This is a genomic window from Paenibacillus sp. P22 (genome assembly GCF_000469945.2).
GTDB lineage: Bacteria > Bacillota > Bacilli > Paenibacillales > Paenibacillaceae > Paenibacillus_O > Paenibacillus_O humicus.
The window spans coordinates 1-16,784 of sequence record NZ_CBRA020000207.1 but is presented as its reverse complement, the minus strand read 5'-3'; the positions used below and the strand labels follow the sequence as shown (position 1 = coordinate 16,784).

The 16,784-nt window shown below is 59.0% G+C and carries 10 protein-coding genes and 1 pseudogene; 1 reads left to right on the top strand and 10 read right to left on the bottom strand.

Annotation, left to right across the window (positions count from 1 at the left end; genetic code table 11):
• The 3 genes from BN871_RS22940 to BN871_RS22930 form a co-directional block, all read right to left on the bottom strand.
• Positions 1-6,659: CehA/McbA family metallohydrolase (locus BN871_RS22940; protein WP_048749131.1), on the bottom strand; the 6,659-nt coding region annotated here is incomplete at its 3' end.
• 465 nt (positions 6,660-7,124) lie between these two features.
• Positions 7,125-8,336, bottom strand: coding sequence for an MFS transporter (locus BN871_RS22935; RefSeq protein WP_021880590.1), 1,212 nt, complete (start codon positions 8,334-8,336; stop codon positions 7,125-7,127).
• On the bottom strand, positions 8,333-8,809 hold the full coding sequence (locus BN871_RS22930) for a MarR family winged helix-turn-helix transcriptional regulator (protein WP_048749129.1): 477 nt from the start codon (positions 8,807-8,809) through the stop codon (positions 8,333-8,335). The genes BN871_RS22935 and BN871_RS22930 overlap by 4 nt, the downstream gene beginning before the upstream one ends.
• A 152-nt stretch (positions 8,810-8,961) precedes the next feature.
• On the opposite strand from BN871_RS22930, the gene BN871_RS22925 reads away from it, so the two are divergent.
• On the top strand, positions 8,962-9,627 hold the full coding sequence (locus BN871_RS22925; protein WP_048749127.1) for a DUF2306 domain-containing protein: 666 nt from the start codon (positions 8,962-8,964) through the stop codon (positions 9,625-9,627).
• A 132-nt stretch (positions 9,628-9,759) separates the two neighbouring features.
• Here BN871_RS22925 and BN871_RS22920 read toward each other — a convergent pair whose 3' ends face one another.
• From BN871_RS22920 to BN871_RS22890, 7 genes and pseudogenes are all read right to left on the bottom strand, one after another.
• Complete coding sequence (locus tag BN871_RS22920) at positions 9,760-10,398, bottom strand: ThuA domain-containing protein (protein WP_021880593.1); 639 nt, start codon at positions 10,396-10,398, stop codon at positions 9,760-9,762.
• Positions 10,399-10,440: 42 nt separating this feature from the next.
• Positions 10,441-11,166 (bottom strand): SDR family oxidoreductase, encoded by a 726-nt coding sequence (locus BN871_RS22915; protein ID WP_049869106.1) that lies wholly within the window; start codon positions 11,164-11,166, stop codon positions 10,441-10,443.
• A 203-nt stretch (positions 11,167-11,369) separates the two neighbouring features.
• The gene (locus tag BN871_RS22910) at positions 11,370-12,173 is read right to left on the bottom strand and encodes an alpha/beta hydrolase family protein (RefSeq protein ID WP_021880595.1); all 804 of its coding nucleotides are present in this window, start codon (positions 12,171-12,173) and stop codon (positions 11,370-11,372) included.
• Positions 12,174-12,274: 101 nt separating this feature from the next.
• Complete coding sequence (locus BN871_RS22905) at positions 12,275-13,153, bottom strand: carbohydrate ABC transporter permease (protein WP_048749124.1); 879 nt, start codon at positions 13,151-13,153, stop codon at positions 12,275-12,277.
• 13 nt (positions 13,154-13,166) lie between these two features.
• Positions 13,167-13,982: a sugar ABC transporter permease gene (locus BN871_RS22900; protein WP_232313278.1), complete on the bottom strand. Its 816-nt coding sequence runs from the start codon at positions 13,980-13,982 to the stop codon at positions 13,167-13,169.
• A 166-nt stretch (positions 13,983-14,148) separates the two neighbouring features.
• Positions 14,149-15,786, bottom strand: coding sequence for an extracellular solute-binding protein (locus BN871_RS22895; RefSeq protein ID WP_048749122.1), 1,638 nt, complete (start codon positions 15,784-15,786; stop codon positions 14,149-14,151).
• Positions 15,787-16,326: 540 nt separating this feature from the next.
• Positions 16,327-16,737: pseudogene (locus BN871_RS22890) on the bottom strand (acetylxylan esterase); the annotation flags it as partial.
• Between the last annotated feature and the right edge of the window lie 47 nt (positions 16,738-16,784).

The following is a 16,784-nucleotide window of genomic DNA, read 5'->3' as shown; positions in this document are numbered from 1 at the left end:
GGCGGCTCCGTTGTCGGCGGCTCCGTTGTTGGCGGCTCCGTCGTCGGCGGCTCCGTCGTCGGCGGCTCCGTCGTGGCCGCATTGACCTTGATCATAGCCGTGGCCTTAAACCCGCCATCGTAAGTCGTAGCCGTAACTGTCGCTTCACCGGCTTTGCGGGCTTGAACGACGCCGTCGTTCACTTCTGCAACCAGATTGTTGCTTGATGTCCATGATACTCCCTGATTCGATGCATCGGCAGGAGCAATGATGGCATGAAGGGTGGCTGTCTCCCCTTCCGTCAGCTCAAGGACGCTCGGCTCCAGCGTTATGCTTGTGACCGGCTGAACGATTTCGACCTCTGTCACGGCGGACAATCCTGAGTCGACCGAGAGCGCGCTGATTGCAACCTTGCCCGCTTTGAGTCCAGTGACGACTCCGTAAGTCACCGTTGCGATCGTTTCATCCGCCGATGACCATTGCAGCTCTTTGTTGGTCGCTTGGACAGGAACGAAGTTCACGGCGAGCTTGCCTGTTTCGCCCGCCCTGATCTTCAAGCCCGGATTTGCGAAATGAATTTCGACTAGCGGTACCGATTCTGCCTTCTTCAATTCCTTGGTATCGCGCACCCGGATCCGGTCGCCCTCGGCATATCGGCCGGACAAGCCCGCAGCTTCAAGGATATCGCCCGGAGCGAGATCCGGAACCGGACCGCTTTGGGTCGCGATGTATCCGTCTACGAAGACGAGCACCGGACCGCTGCCGTCGTCGATGATGAAGGAATTCGCATCCGGCTTGGACAGCACCTTGCCGGTCACCTTCACAAGCTGGCCCTGGTAGCTGTCCGACACGGACTCCGCCGTTCCGACAGCCTTGGGCTCAAGCGGCACGCCGGTTGAAACCTTGACGACGCTCTGCGCGAATGTGCCGAACTCAAGCTCGGTGTTGTTCTCGAAAATTTTGACATGCCCGTATACCCGGACCTTGTCTCCGACGGACAGCGATCCCGCCAGAACGTCGTTGAAGGCCATAATGCCGCCGGTAGCGTCCTGGACATAGAAGGCATCGAAGAATACTCCCGCTGCAGTCGTAACGGTGCCCTCGACCATAATCGGCGTCTCCTCCGGCAGCGTCCTTGCCGCGCCGATCGGAATCGCCTTCGTCTCGAGACCGGCAAGCCAATTCATGACGGAGACGGAGAGCGGCGCATTGCCTTTCGCATTGTACGTCTCATCCATCTGCTTATCGTTGAATACGTTCATGCCCGATACGACGACCCGGCCTTTGCCGAGCTGTTCGGAGGCGATGAGCGGGATGCTGGAGCCCCCGGTCACATCCGCCAATGCCGGGCCGTTTTTGCCGTTCGACGTCCTTTGGTTGTAGATGACCGTGTCGCTCTTGATGCTGCTTGTATCCTGGAAGGTCGTCTCGTTGCCGCGGACGAGGACCGTGACGCCGTTTCCGTCCGTCAGAGCCTCTTTGCCGGCCTTGGCCAAGCTCGAGCCGCTATAGTAATCCAGCGTCGAGATGAAATCCGTCAGGTAATTGCTTACCGGCGCAGGATGAGCGCGCACGGAGAAGTTGGACGTGAGCGGATTGCTCCAGAAGTTGCCCTCCGGCGTCTCGTCGAAGACGCCGTCGTTGTTCACCCTGACGGCGGAGCTGATTCCCGCCAGGACATCGTTGAGATTCTGGTTCGAGCCGCCGTAGTTGCTCTTCTCCGACAGCCAGACCGATCCCCCGCCGCTTACATAGCGGTTGATGGCGGCAATCTCCGAGCTGCTGTAAGCGGATGCCGGGTGGGAAATATACAGAACGGCCGCATCCTTGAGCACCGCATCGGTGATCGCGGCTGCATTTTCCGCTACCGTATAGCCCTGCTGCCTCATCTTCACGGAGAACAGCTTCATGTTGTCCTTGTACGTGCCGGCGTCCTTCGTCGTGTTCTCGTTGTTCTTGGACGCGTCGATTAGAATCGTCTTGCCGAGCGGGGCCTTGATGGAGAAAATCTGCTCGTACTTGTTCTCTCCCAGATCCCTATCCGTCGATGAGAGGACGACGATGATCTTGTGCTCTCCGGCGACCGGATTGCTCCAGACGACGCTGGCCGTCGTTGAAGCATTGGCCGCAAGCGAGTCGATGCCGGCCTCGCCGATCAGATGGGCGGCATCCGCCTGGTCATAGTAGAACTTCGCCGTGATGTTCTTCACGTCGACCGTGCCCAGGTTGCTGATTCCCGCCTGCAGGTTCGCCGCGTAGCCTCCGATGATGGCGCCGTCGGTCGTCGAGACGCTGTTGACCTTGACGGCTACAGGCTCAACCGGTGTCCAGATCGGGGAGGAATAGATGCGGTCCCCGTCCTTCTGCGTCACGCGAACGACGAACCATTGCTGGCCGCCGACGACATTGATCGTTTTCGGCTTCCAATTGTAGTCGGTCGTGTCGGAAGTCGGCGTATAGGTTTCAAGAACCCGGCCGCCGTTCGTGACCAGCTCGATTTTGGCGATATTGTCGTTGGACTGCGATTTCAGGTAGCTGAATTTCGGATCCTCTTTTTTCTCGAGCAGCGGATCGCTAACCTTGATGTCGAAGTTGAGCGTCTTCGTGTCGGTCGTGGAGCCCATATACCAGCCGCTTGCGGATACATCCAGCTTGGCGCTCGGGTCCTCCGTGAAGTAGACGCGCATCTTCTTCATCGCATCGAGCAGCGATTCCTGGCTCAAGTCCTTGGAGACGATGACCGTCCGCTGCTTGGTCTGGCCCCAGGTCGCGTCATGGTTGTCCTCGCCGTACGTCGGCGCGACATGCCATCCGATATCGAGCGCGCTGAAGAACTTGTTCTCCGCGTTCGCATACGAGTAGTTGCCGGATCCGTTGCCCACTTCGAGCATCGTGAACAGCTTGTCTACTTTTTTGTCGTAAGGAATGAAGTTGTTGAAGGCGTTGGAGCCCATCGCAGGATGGTTGAACTGAGCGACGATGTCGTCATAGCTCACGATCCAGGCATAATAGTTTTGCAGGCTCTGATATTTGCCGCCGCTGACGACACGGTCGATGAAGTTTGTCGTCCCGAAAACGTTGGAGTGGCCCCAGGTGGTAGCGGTCATCTCGAACGCAGGGAATACGACGAACTGGCCGTCCTTGGTGTACTGGGTAGCCAAATCCTTGGTCAGCTGCCAGTCCGAGCCGCCGGTGCGCTCCGGCATGCCGTTGTGGTCGACCGTATCCTTGCCTACCTGCGAGGCGTCGATATCATGGGAATGGTCGGAGAAGGCGAAGAAATCATAGCCGTACTTCTCGGCGGCTTTGAGTGCGTCTTCCGGCGTTCCCGCCGCGTCATGCGAAATATTGGTATGGTTGTGCGTCGTTCCGTAGTAGTGGTTGCCGCCCGTAAAGCGCTCCGCAACCCGGAACGACCAGCTGGCATCCGAAGGATTGCCCAGCTTGTCCTTGGCGGTTACTCGCACTTCATGGACGCCTTGAGCGAGATCGTCGTCGGGAGTCAGCGCGAGCTTGATCGATCCCTCGGTGAGGGCTGCCTTGGCCGTAAGGTCTTTGCCGTCGATGGCGATCGTCAGGGAGGACAAGTCCACGCCGTTCGGATCCTCCAGCTCAACGGACACGATCGGATGCATCGTCTCGACTTCCTCGTTTTCGCCCGGAACCGGATTGAAGAACGCAGGACCGTCCGTATCCGTACCGACTTCGACCGTGTAAGGCTTTTCTGCGCTTCCTGCGGAAGTCGTATCTCCTCCTCCAGCCGCTTCCATATAGTATTGGAAGCTGTTCGGAGGAACGTTTTCCTTGGCGATCCGGCCGTTGTAGTTGAGTCCGTCAGCCGAGTTCAGTTGGACCGGCGTGAAGGCCTGGCCCTCCGCCGCGCGATAGAATACCGTCACCGACTCTGCGTATTTGGCGGAAGCCTTGAACGTGACGTCGACTCCGGTGTAAGCCTTCAGCAAAGGCGTGTGCTGAAGCTGCAGATCTCCGCGGACGTCTGCCGCGCTGCGGGGCATGAGGTAGTAGCCGCTCGTATAAGGAGAGCCTGCCTTGCTCTGGCCCACGATGCCGGTGAAGGAGTAGGTTTCGCCCAGCTCCACCGTCGTACCGGTCATGTCGATGCCGGATTGGGCCAGGATGCGGACGATCGACGCATTGCCTTCGCCGTCGACGACCGTGACGTTGTAGTCCGGACCCGTTGCCGGGATGTTCGATACTTTGGCTTTGATGCGGACGAGCTTGCCCTCGAGCGGCTCAGCTGCTGCGAAGGAACCGAGGTCCGACGAACGGACCAGCTCGGCGCCTGGAAGCGTGCCGCTTCCTTGATCCGTCATCGACACGGGCACGAATGCGGAAGTGCCCGCCGCGAAGACCAGATAACCGCTGAGCTTCACCTTTTGTCCCGGCACGATCGGGAATGCCGGCGTATCCTTGCCGATGACATTGATGCCGCCGGTGGCATCCTGAATGTAGAAGCTTGTATTTTCCGATCCCAGCGCCTTGTTGGCCGTCGTCACCGTTCCTTGGATCGTCGTGCGGTAGCCGATATGAAGCGGGAGCCCCTTGGCATCGACCGTGCGCGCTGTGCCGATCGGGAGAACGGCAGCGCTTTGATCCGCCGAATCCAGGCGTGTGTAGGCGCTTGAGCTCCCCGCGCCGGCAAATGCCACGTATACCGTGGAAGCCGGGCTCGGCAAGCTCACCGTAAACGAACCGTCAGCCGCGCTTGTAGCTTGTCCCGCTGCAGCCAGGTCGCTGCCGTTCAGCGCATAGACGCTGACAGCCGCCGCTGCCGGCACCGAGCCGGCCGTTCCTTGGACCGACGAGGCGGAAAGGGTCAGCTTGGAGGCATCCGGCGCAGCCATCCATTTCGAGTTGCGGACGGAAATCTCTTCCGGAGCTGCCGTGCTGTTCGGAACGTTCATGACAAAATCGTTGGCATTGTTCCGGGTCCAGTATCCGTTGCCGAGGCCGATCGCGGATCGAGGGTCGGAGCCCGCGTCCGTCTTGCGGAGGACCGTGCCGCTTCCTACGTTGGAAGTAAAGAACGGCGATCCCCAGTTCGGGGTCTTGATGTTGAAGCTCGTCGTGGTGCCGTTGCCGTAAGCGAGCAGATCGACCAGATCGTTGTCCGTATCGCCCGAGACGGCTGTCGTCTTCTGAGCCAGGGCAAGAATGCCGCCCGTGGAGCCGCTCGGATTGAGCGACGACGTCTGATCGGCATCGACCGGCAATGCCGCTCCGGCCGTTCCTGTATTGCCGGCTACGAGATAGTAGCCGTGCGCTTTGATGATTCCCGTCAGCTTCGTAATCGTGCCGAATGCCGTCGAGGAGGACCCTCCGTACATCAAAGCCCATTGGTTGTTGAAGTTGATGTCCTTGTCGGTCGTATTGTACAGCTCGAAAAATTTCGTCTTGTAGAAGGCGCCGCTGTTGCCGCCGTTCAGGTAAGCCTGGCTGATGACGACGTCGCCCGGCTTGTAGCCGAGAGCGCCTCCGGAGCCTTGAATCACGGCTGTGGCAGCGTCGCTCTTCAGCTTGCCCTGCTCCTTGGCCGCGACGAGCACCTTCGTCTTGGAGGATGGATTGGACAGAGTCATGGCGAAGGAGCCGTCCTGGCCTGCCGTTGCCGTACCCGCCTGCGTGCCGTCCTCGAACGCCGCTGTTACGGCGGAGCCGCCCGCCACCGAGCCTGCGGCTCCCGTGAGCGTCGTCGGATTGGCGAAGATGAGCTTGGCGGCATCAGGCGTCGCCGACTTGGCGACCGATACCGCCGTCTTGGCGCTTTCCTGCTTGCCGCTTTCCTGGGCGGTCACCCATACTTTGCTCTTGCCGTCCGCCGTATCGACCGCCGTGCCGAAGGAGCCGTCCCCGGCAGCCTGCAGCTTGATCTGAGGAGTCGATGCCGCCTCATTGTAGTATACATACACATACGAAGTTACAGGTACCGAACCGGGAGCGCCGGTCAGAATGCCTGCATCCGTCAGGCTGATTCCAGAGGCGGAAGGCGCCGCCGTGACCGGAACGCCTGGATTTCCGCCGGAGCCGATCGGCGTGCCGGTGACGCTGACGGCCGCGATCTGGCTTGTTCCCGCCGCCCCTATCGTTGCCCCTCCAACGGAAGCATTCGTCGCCAGTGTCCAGCGAAGATACAACTGGCTCTGATTGTCCGCGCTTGAAGGCAGGGGTACTCCATTCAGAACGCCCTGGGTCCAGTTGTTCGCGACAACTACATCTCCTTGCGCCACGTCGTTCCATGCGGTTTTGTCCAAGCTGTACTGGAGCTTGAAGTCGCGTGGGCCGGTACCTGAGCCGCGCTGAAGAGAGGATACCGAAATGTTGGAGTAGCCTGTCGTTTGCAGGGCAGCCTCCCAATATGCTCCGGGGCCGCTCCACGCATTAGCCGAAACCACTCCGCTGATGCCTGTCGGACCTCCGCTAAAGCCCGTAATTGTCGCGCCGGATAATTGAAGAGCGCTAGTATTCTGAGGCAGGCCGCTTGTAACGGGGATTACGGCGCTGCTGCCAGCCCCGCTTCCTGTTCCCGCCCAATAAGCCAGCGTAACGGCGTCCGCCGCGGCGGCCCGCCCGATCCATCCCGTCGGGACGGCCAGGGAAATGACCATCAGGACAGCAAGCGATTTCGCAATCCATCTACGAAGCTCTCTTGATATTCGCATTCAACTTTCCTCCATTTCGTTATTCAAGCCAGAGATCCCACTATGTACATGAAAGAAAATTCGTCCCCACGCTCCTCCTTATTTCCGAACATTGAACATTTGTAAAATATGGAATGGACGTTTTTTCACCGATAAATCCACTATAAAAGACCTATGTTTCTTTGTAAATAAGTTCTTTAGAACGAAAATATTTATATTGTGTAAAGAAATTTGTCGAACCTAGATTAACAAATGGGAGCGTATGTCAAGGAAAGGATTCTAAATTTTCTGATTTTGACGAAAATAGAACGCAGGATGCTTCATCGCGTCTGCGCAGCTGCGGAAAAATAAATCCATCGTTCGGGCCGCTCCAGCACCTTCATTGCTGAATGACAAGCATTTTGTCTCCAAAAACCGCATGAATGCCTAAAAAAAGCCGGCTCCAGAGAGCCGGCCGGTTCAAATTCATGTTCATTTAAACGATGGCTATTTTGCTGACGCCAATGCGGCGCCCTTTTTCGAGGCCGTCCAATAGATCAGATAGACAATGAGGAAAAGGCCCATGACTCCAGCCGAACAACGATACATCGCCGCATAGCCGAGTGAAGATGCAGCCGCTCCAAGCACCATCGATCCGCATGCGACGCCGAAATCGGTGGAATTATAAAACAGGCTGTTCGCCGAGGCATGCCGCTCGCGGGGAGTCGAGCGCAGCATCCATGCTTGCGCCGATGGCTGAATGGAACCGAAACCGAGTCCGTACAGCAAAGCCGATACGATCAGCAGCCCCATATGCTGCGAGTAGGACAGGAGAGTCAAGCTGGCCATAAGGACGACGGCGCCGGGAATCAGAACGACGGCCGGCCCGTGCCGGTCGAACATCCGCCCCGAGATCGGCCGCACAAGCAGCACGGTCACCGCATTGAAAAGGAAGAACAAGCCAACGTTCGCCAGATGGCGCTCCTCGCCGAAGAGAACGATGTAGCTGAGCACGGATCCGTACGTGACGGCCATGAGCGCATTGAGCGCGGCCGGCATCCAGATGCTTCCGGAGCGCCGCCTGGCGGCCATAGGATCTGGAGCTGCGGAGAGCGCAGCCTTGGCCTTGGACGGCAAGGGCGGAATCGCCCGGAGAGCCAGCAGCAGCGGAATGATAAGCAGCGCGGCAGCGCCCCCGGTCAACGAAAGCGCTCCGAATCCGAAAGATCCCATGACGGACAGCCCGATCATCGGGCCGAGCGACATGGCGATGCTGGTGGACAGGCCGAAATAACCGACGCCCTCGCCAAGCCGGGACGGGGGAATGATCTGCGTCACGATCGTCGGCAGCACCGTGCTCGCCATGCCGAATCCGATTCCGAACAATACACGCAGCAGCAGCAGCATTCCGATGCTGGCAGCTTCGCCGTAGAGAGCGGTCGATGCTGCGGCCAGACCGAGGCCGAAGAATAGAATCGCGTTCCGGCCTACGTGCCGCAGCAGCCATGCCGTACCGAAGCGGGAGGCGATCGCCGCCAGGGCGAACAGGCTCGTCACCAGGCTGATGATGAAGGAGCCTGGATCGAACCGGTCTTTCACATAGGACGGCAAAGGCGAAAGCAGCATTTGAAGGCTGAGGAACAGCAGGAAAGCTCCAAGCGTAAGAACAATAAAAGAGCGGGTCCATAATCGGCCCGCGTTGCCGGCATCTTTCGTCATGAGGTTACCTCCAGTTGTGAATTCGCGTTGCGGATAAGCTGACGGATCAAGCGGCGCAGCATCTCCTGCTCCTCGGCTCGCATCCCTGCCGTAATCCCGGCAACCGCTTCAGCCTCTACGGCAGCCGTCTCGCCGATGAGACGGCGGCCTGCATCGCTCGCATGGATTCTCAAGGAACGGCGATCCCTGTCGTCCGGACGTCTCTCGATAAGGCCCTTGGCTTCGAGATTGTCCAGAATCCGCGTCGTCGTCGGCTTATCCTTGGCGGACCAATCGGCCAGCTCCTTCTGGATCAGCCCTTCCCGCTCGCATACGCGGAACAGCATCGACCACTGCTCGCTCGTAATCTCCCAAGGCTTCAGCCGCTGCTGCAGGAGCAGGCTGATTCTGCGATAAGCGACCCCCATCAGAAAGCCGACGGACTGATCCAATTGTCCTGCTTCTTCCTTATCGTTGAATACCGGGTCCGACATATTAAGCCTCCGCTTCGCAAAAGTAGTTGTTATGACAACTATATGCCCGTTATTCGGATCTGTCAATCTGCAGTCTTTCATTCTGAATGCCGATTATTCATGGTAATATGAAGGAATCCGGCTTACAGCTAGCCATTACGGGAGATGCTTCCTTGTCCAGAACAAAGGTGAAAATCAGTTGGGGACCCGTCCTGCTAGCCGCCATCGCCGCTTGCGTCATCGGATATTCCCTGCTCAAAAACTACGTCTTCGATCCCCGCGCCGGCTTCTTCCTTGGCGTCAAAACCGGCCTGAATCAAGTCGTGCCTGTACCCTCGTGGCTGGGAGCCATGCGCGTGCATGTCGCCTTCGCCTGTCTGGCGGCAGCCTCTGGAGCTCTCAACTTCTCTTCCAGGCTGCGCCGGCGCAGCTTCAAGCTGCATCGAGCCAACGGATATGCCTACTTGATTTCGATTTTAGCCGTATCTCTGACTTCCGGCTATCTTGCGCCTTACGCGACCGGCGGGAAATGGGTGAGCATTCCGTTCAACCTGCTCAACATCGCTTGGCCCGCGCTGGCCGTCATCTCCATTCGCCACGCCCGTCAAGGCAGGTATATGGCGCATCGGGAGTGGATGCTGCGCAGCTATGTTTTCTGCTTCACCAATTCCTGCATCCATTTTTTCGCCTTCGTTCTTTATCGCGGAGCAGGCCTTCCCTACGAGGCCAGCTACATCGCCGGCGTGTATGCTTCCATCGCCTTTCTTGCAGCGGCTGCGGAGCTTTTCATCCGGCTCCGGCGTTCCTCCGTCAACGGCGGCGCCTTGCCCGGGGCCTAGCGAAACGAAAGAAGCCGGAACGCCCCTGGGCGCTCCGGCTTCTTATTCATTTTGATCGCGGACTGTGGATAGTGCGTATTTGAGAACTTCCCTCAGTCATCCAAGGATCCGCGCGTCCATTCATGCTGTTGATCATGCATTCGAAGCCCATGCCGCCGCCTGGACGATCAGCCTGCGGTATTCCGGATGCCGGAACGACTGCCGATGATGTCCGGGCATCAAATAGACGACCTTGCCAAGGCCGAATTCATGCGCCCACGCGGCTGGCCAGCTGCCGCCCTCATGGCTGTATTCCAATAGAATTTGGGCCGGACCTATCGGATCCATCGTGAAGCGGTAAGGCTCCTCGTCCATCGCAAATGCCCGGATTCCCTCCATGACGGGATGAGCCTCCGCATCCTGCTTCACCGAAAACGCCAGCGGACCGTAATCGGGGTGGCCGGTGAAATGGCCGCCGATCAGCTGGGCCAGCTCGGGGTCCGCCTGCAGCGAAATGCCGTTATGGACGACAAGCAGTCCCCCGCCCCCGCTGACGTAACTCAGCAGCGCCGCCACTTGCCCGCGGGACTTCTTCACCCGCCAGAGATCGGAATAGGAGATCAGCAGATCATAGCCTGCCAGCCCCTCCGTCGACAGGCAGCCGTAATCCTCCGTCGCCTCCACTTGCATATCGGTCAACATTCCGCGCAGCTCCTGCTCAGCCGGCTCCAGCGGATGATAGGCCGCGTGGGCCTGGTCGCCGAGAAGCAGCGCCTTTGCCGTTCTGGTCATGTGGTCGCCTCCCTTGCTTTTTTCCGAACATGCCCGGTTCCATCAAGTCCAGCTCATCTCGCGCCCGGCGTAATCCCGGAAATCGGGGTGCTTGCGCTCTTCCCGATCTTCCAGGTAGCGCTGGATCGTGCCTGCGATCTGCTCCGCCGCTTCCGCCGTCGTGAGATCGCCTTCCGTGCCGAGGACTCCGCCCATATAACTCTTCATCCATCCCGGGTGAAGCACAAGCACCTTGCCGCCATGTCCCTTGAGCTCGTTATGGACGATGTTGGACTGGATGTTGAGAGCGGCCTTGGACATGCAGTAGCCGTACCAGCCTTCGCGCCAGGCTTGATTGATCTGGCCGGCCTCCGAGGAGATGTTCACCACAAGCTTGTCCGCTCCCTTCAGCAGCAGACCGCTCAGCGCCTGGACGATCCGCAGCGGACCGACCGCGTTGACAGCGTACATCCTGTTGAGATGCTCGTAGCTGATGTCGCCGAAAATGGATCCTTCCTTGTCGCCGCTGATGCCGGCATTGTTGACGATCAAGTCGAGGCTGTCCGTCTTCCCGGACACGGCCGCTGCGGCCTTCTCTACGCTGGCGGGATCCGAGACGTCCAATTCCAGGACATGAAGACGGTCCCTCCTTCCTTCGGGAACGCCGTCCAGCGCCTCCCAATCCGGCATATACCTGCCGGCGAACACCGTGTAACCCCTTTCAAGCAGCTCCAGCGTCAAATCGAAGCCAAGCCCTCTGTCGGCTCCCGTTACAAAGGCATGTTTCATTTCCACATTCCTCCTTGTCCCTTCATCTTACCTGCGTCGGGCGGGCGGCGCCATCCATAATATTACTCTGCGCATCAGGATGCCGCTCTCCAATCGGCTATCTCCTGTGCTTTCCGACGTTTTCAGCCCAATTTAGACGACTTTTTCGGCTATCTCCAGCTCTCGTCTCTTTTCCTTCTGTCCACGGGTCCGTTCCGTCCGCCTTAACGGGCGCCTCGCCGCAGCGGCAGCCAATCCAGCACATCCCGGATCGCGGCGTCCCAGTAGCTCCATTCATGGCCGGCATCCGCCGTCTCCACGCAGGTCAAGTCGATGCGGCCCTCGAACTGGCGGCGGAAATCGCGGTTCAGCCCGATATTGAAGTCGTTTGTCCCGCAGCCTTGGTAAAACCTCGGCAATCGAGTCCCCGCAGCCAGATGCTGCTCCAGCACATGAGCCAAGTCGTCCGGACTGCCGTCATACTCCTCCGCCGAGCCGAAGGTCAGCATCGCCATCCGCAGCACAGCGGCGTTGCCGATCGGCGACTCTCCCGTCAGCCGTGTCCGCTGGCTGAGGCTGCCGGACAGGCTCGCCACGGCAGCGAACCGCTCCGGACAACGGATGCCGAGCTTGAAGGCGCCATATCCGCCCATCGACAAGCCGGCAGCGAACCTATCCTCCCTCCGGTCCGACAGGCGGAAGAGGCTGCCCGCCACCGCCGGCAGCTCCTCGGACAGAAAAGTGAAGTAAGGCAGCCCCATTTTCTGGTCGGAGTAGAAGCTCAAATGAACCGAAGGCATGATGACGGCAATGCCCTTCTCCTGCGCATAGCGCTCGATCGAGGTGAACCGCTGCCAGTTCGTATGGTTGTCCGTCGCTCCGTGCAGCAGATAGAGCACCGGATACGGAGGGCCCTGCTCCAGCCCGCCCCTCGTCCCGATCGACGTTGCCTGCTGCGGAAAGACAGCGGTGAATGAGCTGGATAAGCTCAGCGTTTCCGAGAAAAATTCGACTTGGGCCAGCGGCATGCGCTTCGCCTCCTTCGCTTAATCGGATCTGTGCGCGGCTGCATCTCCTCCGAACGAAAATCAGCCCCCGGCCAAAAGCTCCAGGGGCGGTTCCGTTCTCGTCAGCCTTTGATGGAGCCGATCAAGGCCCCTTTCACGAAATGCTTTTGCAGGAAAGGATAAACAGCCAGAATCGGAGCGCTGGATACGAGGATGGAAGCCATTTTCACCGTGAACGGATTGACCTGCTGCTGGACGGCGACCGAAATTCCGGCCTGGGAGATCGCCTGCGACGTGTTGCTGATGAGATCCTTGAGCACCATCTGCAGCTGCCACATGTCCTTCTCCGTCGCATACAGCACGGAGGAGAAGAAGTCGTTCCAGTACCCGACTGCGATGAACAGGCCGACCGTCGCCAGCACCGGCTTGGAGAGCGGCAGGACGATCCGGAAGAACACCGTCAGGTCGTTCGCCCCGTCGATCTTGGCCGCCTCCTCCAGCTCGTCGGGAATGCCCCGGAAGAAGCTGATCATGACGAAAATGTTCCAGGCGCCGATCGCGCCGGGCAGGATGAACGCCCCGTACGAATCGATCAGGCCGAGCATTTTGACGAGCAGGTAAGAGGGCACCAGTCCGCCGCTGAACAGCATCGTGAACAGGATGAGCAGGGAGAAGAACTTGCCGCCGCGCAGCCGCTTCTTGGAGACGGCGTAAGCCATCCCTGCGGAGAAGAATGTGCCGATAAGCGTGCCGGCGGCCGTCGTGATGATCGTCACCTTGAAGCCCGACAGGATCGAGACGTTCTGGAAGACCGCCTGATACGCGGTCGACGAGAAGCCGGCAGGCAGCAGAAACAGGCCGCCGCTCGCCGTCAGATCCGGATCGCTGACCGAAGCCATGACCATGTACCAGAACGGATAGATCATCAGCGCCATCAGCAGAATGAAAAAGGCGATGTTGGCGGCATTGAAGGCGCGCTCGCCTCCCGATATCGGCGTCATGGCCGATTCCTCCTTACCATAGGCCTTCCTGGCCGCTTTTTTTGACGATCGCGTTCACGCTCAGAATCAATGCCATCGCGACCGCCGACTTGAACAGTCCCGCCGCCGTCGCGTAGCTGTAGTTCGCTTCCTGGATGCCGACCCGGTACACGTACGTATCGATAATGTCCGCGACGTCGTAGACGAGCGGGCTGTACAGGAGGAAAATCTGCTGGAAGCCGGCCTCCAGAATGTTGGCGAGACTCAGAATGAGCAGGATGAGGATGACAGGACGGATCGCCGGCAGCGTGACATGCCATGTCTGCTTGAGCTTGCTGGCGCCGTCGATGCGGGCCGCCTCGTACAGATCCGCGTTGACGCCGGCGATTGCGGCCAGGTAGATGATCGTGCCCCAGCCGACCTCCTTGTAGACGTCGCTGATGACGAGCACCGAGCGGAAATACCGGACGTCGCCGAGGAAGTCGACCGGCATGCCGCCGAAGCGCTGGATGATCATGTTGAGCAGGCCGTCCACCGGATTGAGGAACGTAATGAGAATGCCGGAGAAAATGACCCACGAGATGAAGTGGGGCAAATAAACGACCGACTGGGCGAAGCGCTTGAACAGCTTGCTGCGCAGCTCGTTCAGCAGCAGCGCAAGAATGATCGGCAGCGTGAAGGACGCAGCCAGCTTGTAGAGGCTGATGATGATCGTGTTGCCCAGAATCTCCCCGAAGTCCGGGGAGTGGAACAGGCGGGTGAACTGGTCGAAGCCGACCCATTCGCTGCCGGAGATGCCTTTGTAGATGTTGTACTCCTGAAACGCGATGACGACGCCGTACATCGGCATGTACTTGAACACCAAGCACCAGCAGCAGGCCCGGCAGCAGCAGCAGGTACAGATACCGGTCCCGCGCGATATCCTTCAGCAGCGTGCCGCGTGCCGCCCGCTTCCGCTCGCCGGCCAAGACGGCCGGTTTCGTAACAGCCATGAGCCGCTCCTCCTCCCGTGCGGGTTATTTATAAGGCGTGATGTTCTCTTCATACCACTTGTCGTACTCGACGCGCTCGGCCTGCTCCTTGTCGAACATTCCCGCCGCCTCTTCGTCGACCTTCTTGCCCCCGAGCTTCTCGTACTGGGCCGGCCACTTGTCGAAGGCGTCCAGCGGCGTCTTGCCGGTAATGATGCCCCAGAACAGCTCGTCGCGCACCTTCTTGATGTCGGCGGAGTAGCGGTCCCACTCCGGACGCTCGATGGCCTTGAAGACGACGATCTTGTCGCGCATCGGCTGGGAGGTCGCGATCTTGTCCTCGAACATCTTGGTCACCTCCGGCGTGTTCTTGATGTTCGCCGCGTCCTTGCGCTGGACATACCAGCCGAAGTTGCCGAGTCCCAGCCTGCTTCCTTCCTCCGGCTGGATCGTCGGCGTGAAGATGCCGCTCTCCATCTTGTAATGCTCGCCTTCGTTGCCGAAGGTGATCTTCTTGAACACTTCCGGCGTCGCCATCGTGTTCAGCACCTGGACGGCGCTGTCGACGTCCGTCGCGTCCGTCACGACCAGGTAGCACCAGCCGATGCCGGGATCCGGCAGGTCGGAGCTGAAGCCGTCCGGCCCTTTCATCGGAGGGACGGAGATGTATTCGCCCGTCGGATTGAGCTTCTTGAAGCTCATGTTGACGGAGTTGCCCGGGTTGAAATAATCGACCCAGCGGTAGAACGAGCCGACCTTGCCGGAGGCGTAGATGTCGTTGACCTTGTTGTCGTCGTTGTTGGCGCTCGTCGTCATGCGCGGATCCATGACGCCTTCCTTGTACAGCTTGTTCAGCAGCCCAAGCACATCCTTGACCTTCGGATCCAGCGCCCCGAACTTGATGGAGCCGTCCGGCTGCTTGACGAAGTTCTCGACATCGAGACCGTTCGCGTAGAAGAACGGGGCCAGGGAACGGTAATAGTTGTCGCCGGAAATGCCGTAGGTGTCCTTCTTGCCGTTGCCGTCCGGATCTCCGTTCGCGAATGCCCGGATCACCTCGACGTATTCGTCCAGCGTCGCCGGCACCTGCAGCCCGAGCTTGTCGAGCCAGTCCTTGCGCAGAATCGTCGTCATGTAGCTCGCCTCCGGCACGTCGCCGGGAATGCGGAAGATCTTGCCGCTCTTGTCCCAGTGGTAGAACAGCGTGTCCTTGCGGTAGTAATCCAGAATTTGCTTGCCGTATTTCTGCAGGGAAGGAGTCACGTCCTGTGCGATGCCCGCATCGACCCATTTCGCATATTCCTTCGTGTCGCCCGTCCACAGGATGCCGGGACGCGTGTCCTTGGCGCTCATGAGCAGATTGATCTTGGTGTTCAGCTCGGACCAGTCGGGCAGGAAGATCGGCTGTACATCGACCGGACGCCCCATGCTTTTCGCGAGCTCTTCCTCCAGAGCCTTCTCCGCCCAGGAATCCGGGGTTTTAGGACCGGCCATGAGCGCCATCTTGATTTTATACGGCTCCTTGGAGGCTTCCTTCGCTCCGCCGCCCGAATTCGAAGCTGCGGTGTTGGCCGCTCCGCCGTTGCCGGCTGCGGAATCGCCGTTTCCGTTCCCGCCGGAGCAGGCCGCCGTAAGCACGGCCATCGCCAGAGATACCGAGAGAAGCATTGTCGTCCTTTTCATGCTTGTTTCCCCCATTTAGATGTGATGGTCTTTCCCTGCCATCAGGCAAGACTCTCCAAGCCGCTCTCCGGCGTCCCGGAAGAATAACCCGCGGCTGGATATGAACACGCTTACAAATTACAGCTTGATTATAATCCCGCTTCATTCTTCTTGTAAACAACAAAATTAAATTTTATATAAAATGTTTCATTTTGTTTATACGACCGATTTCCCTACTTAAACACTAGAATCATCTTCCCGGATGGATGATGGAGAGGAGGGGTCGGACCGCTATACAGCTCTGGTTTGATCTCTTAACTTTTGATTTTCCAAGTCATTTAATAGCCATGTTTACAGGAAAGTTGAAATTGTTTCTGAAATAGATGAATTTTCCAAAAAAAAGGCCGCATCCGGCATGAATCCGGATGCGGCTGCTTGCGGGGCTGCGGTCGAGGCTCTTCTGCATGGAGCGGAAAGAAAGCACCCCATGTCGGAGCGGATCTCTTTCTGCTTTCTCCCGCTTGGGCGGCAGGCAAAAAGCATGTACGTTATGGCTAGGTCCTACAGCTTCAGCATGAACTGCACGATGTCGTCATGCAGGCCGGGCAGTCCTTCATGCCCGTAATCCGGATAGATCTCCACGGACTTGGGCGAGGCGATCTTGTTGTAGGCGGCGAACTGGGTCGACGGCGGGCAGATGGAATCCATCAGGCCGACGCCGAGCAGCACCTCGGCGGTAATGCGCGAAGCGAGATGCTGGATATCGATGTAGCCGAGGCGCGTGAAGATTTCCTCCTGGCGCTGATGCCGGGGATCGAAGCGGCGGAAGTAGCCCCGCAGCTCCTCGTACGCGTCCTTGGCCTGATCCATTTCCCATACCCTCTGATAATCGCTCAGGAACGGATAGACCGGAGCGGCGCGCTTGATGCGCGGCTCCAGCGCGGCGCAGGCGATCGTCAAGGCGCCGCCCTTCATTGGCGAGTGGTGAAGACGCCGGACAAGGACGGGTCAACCATTCC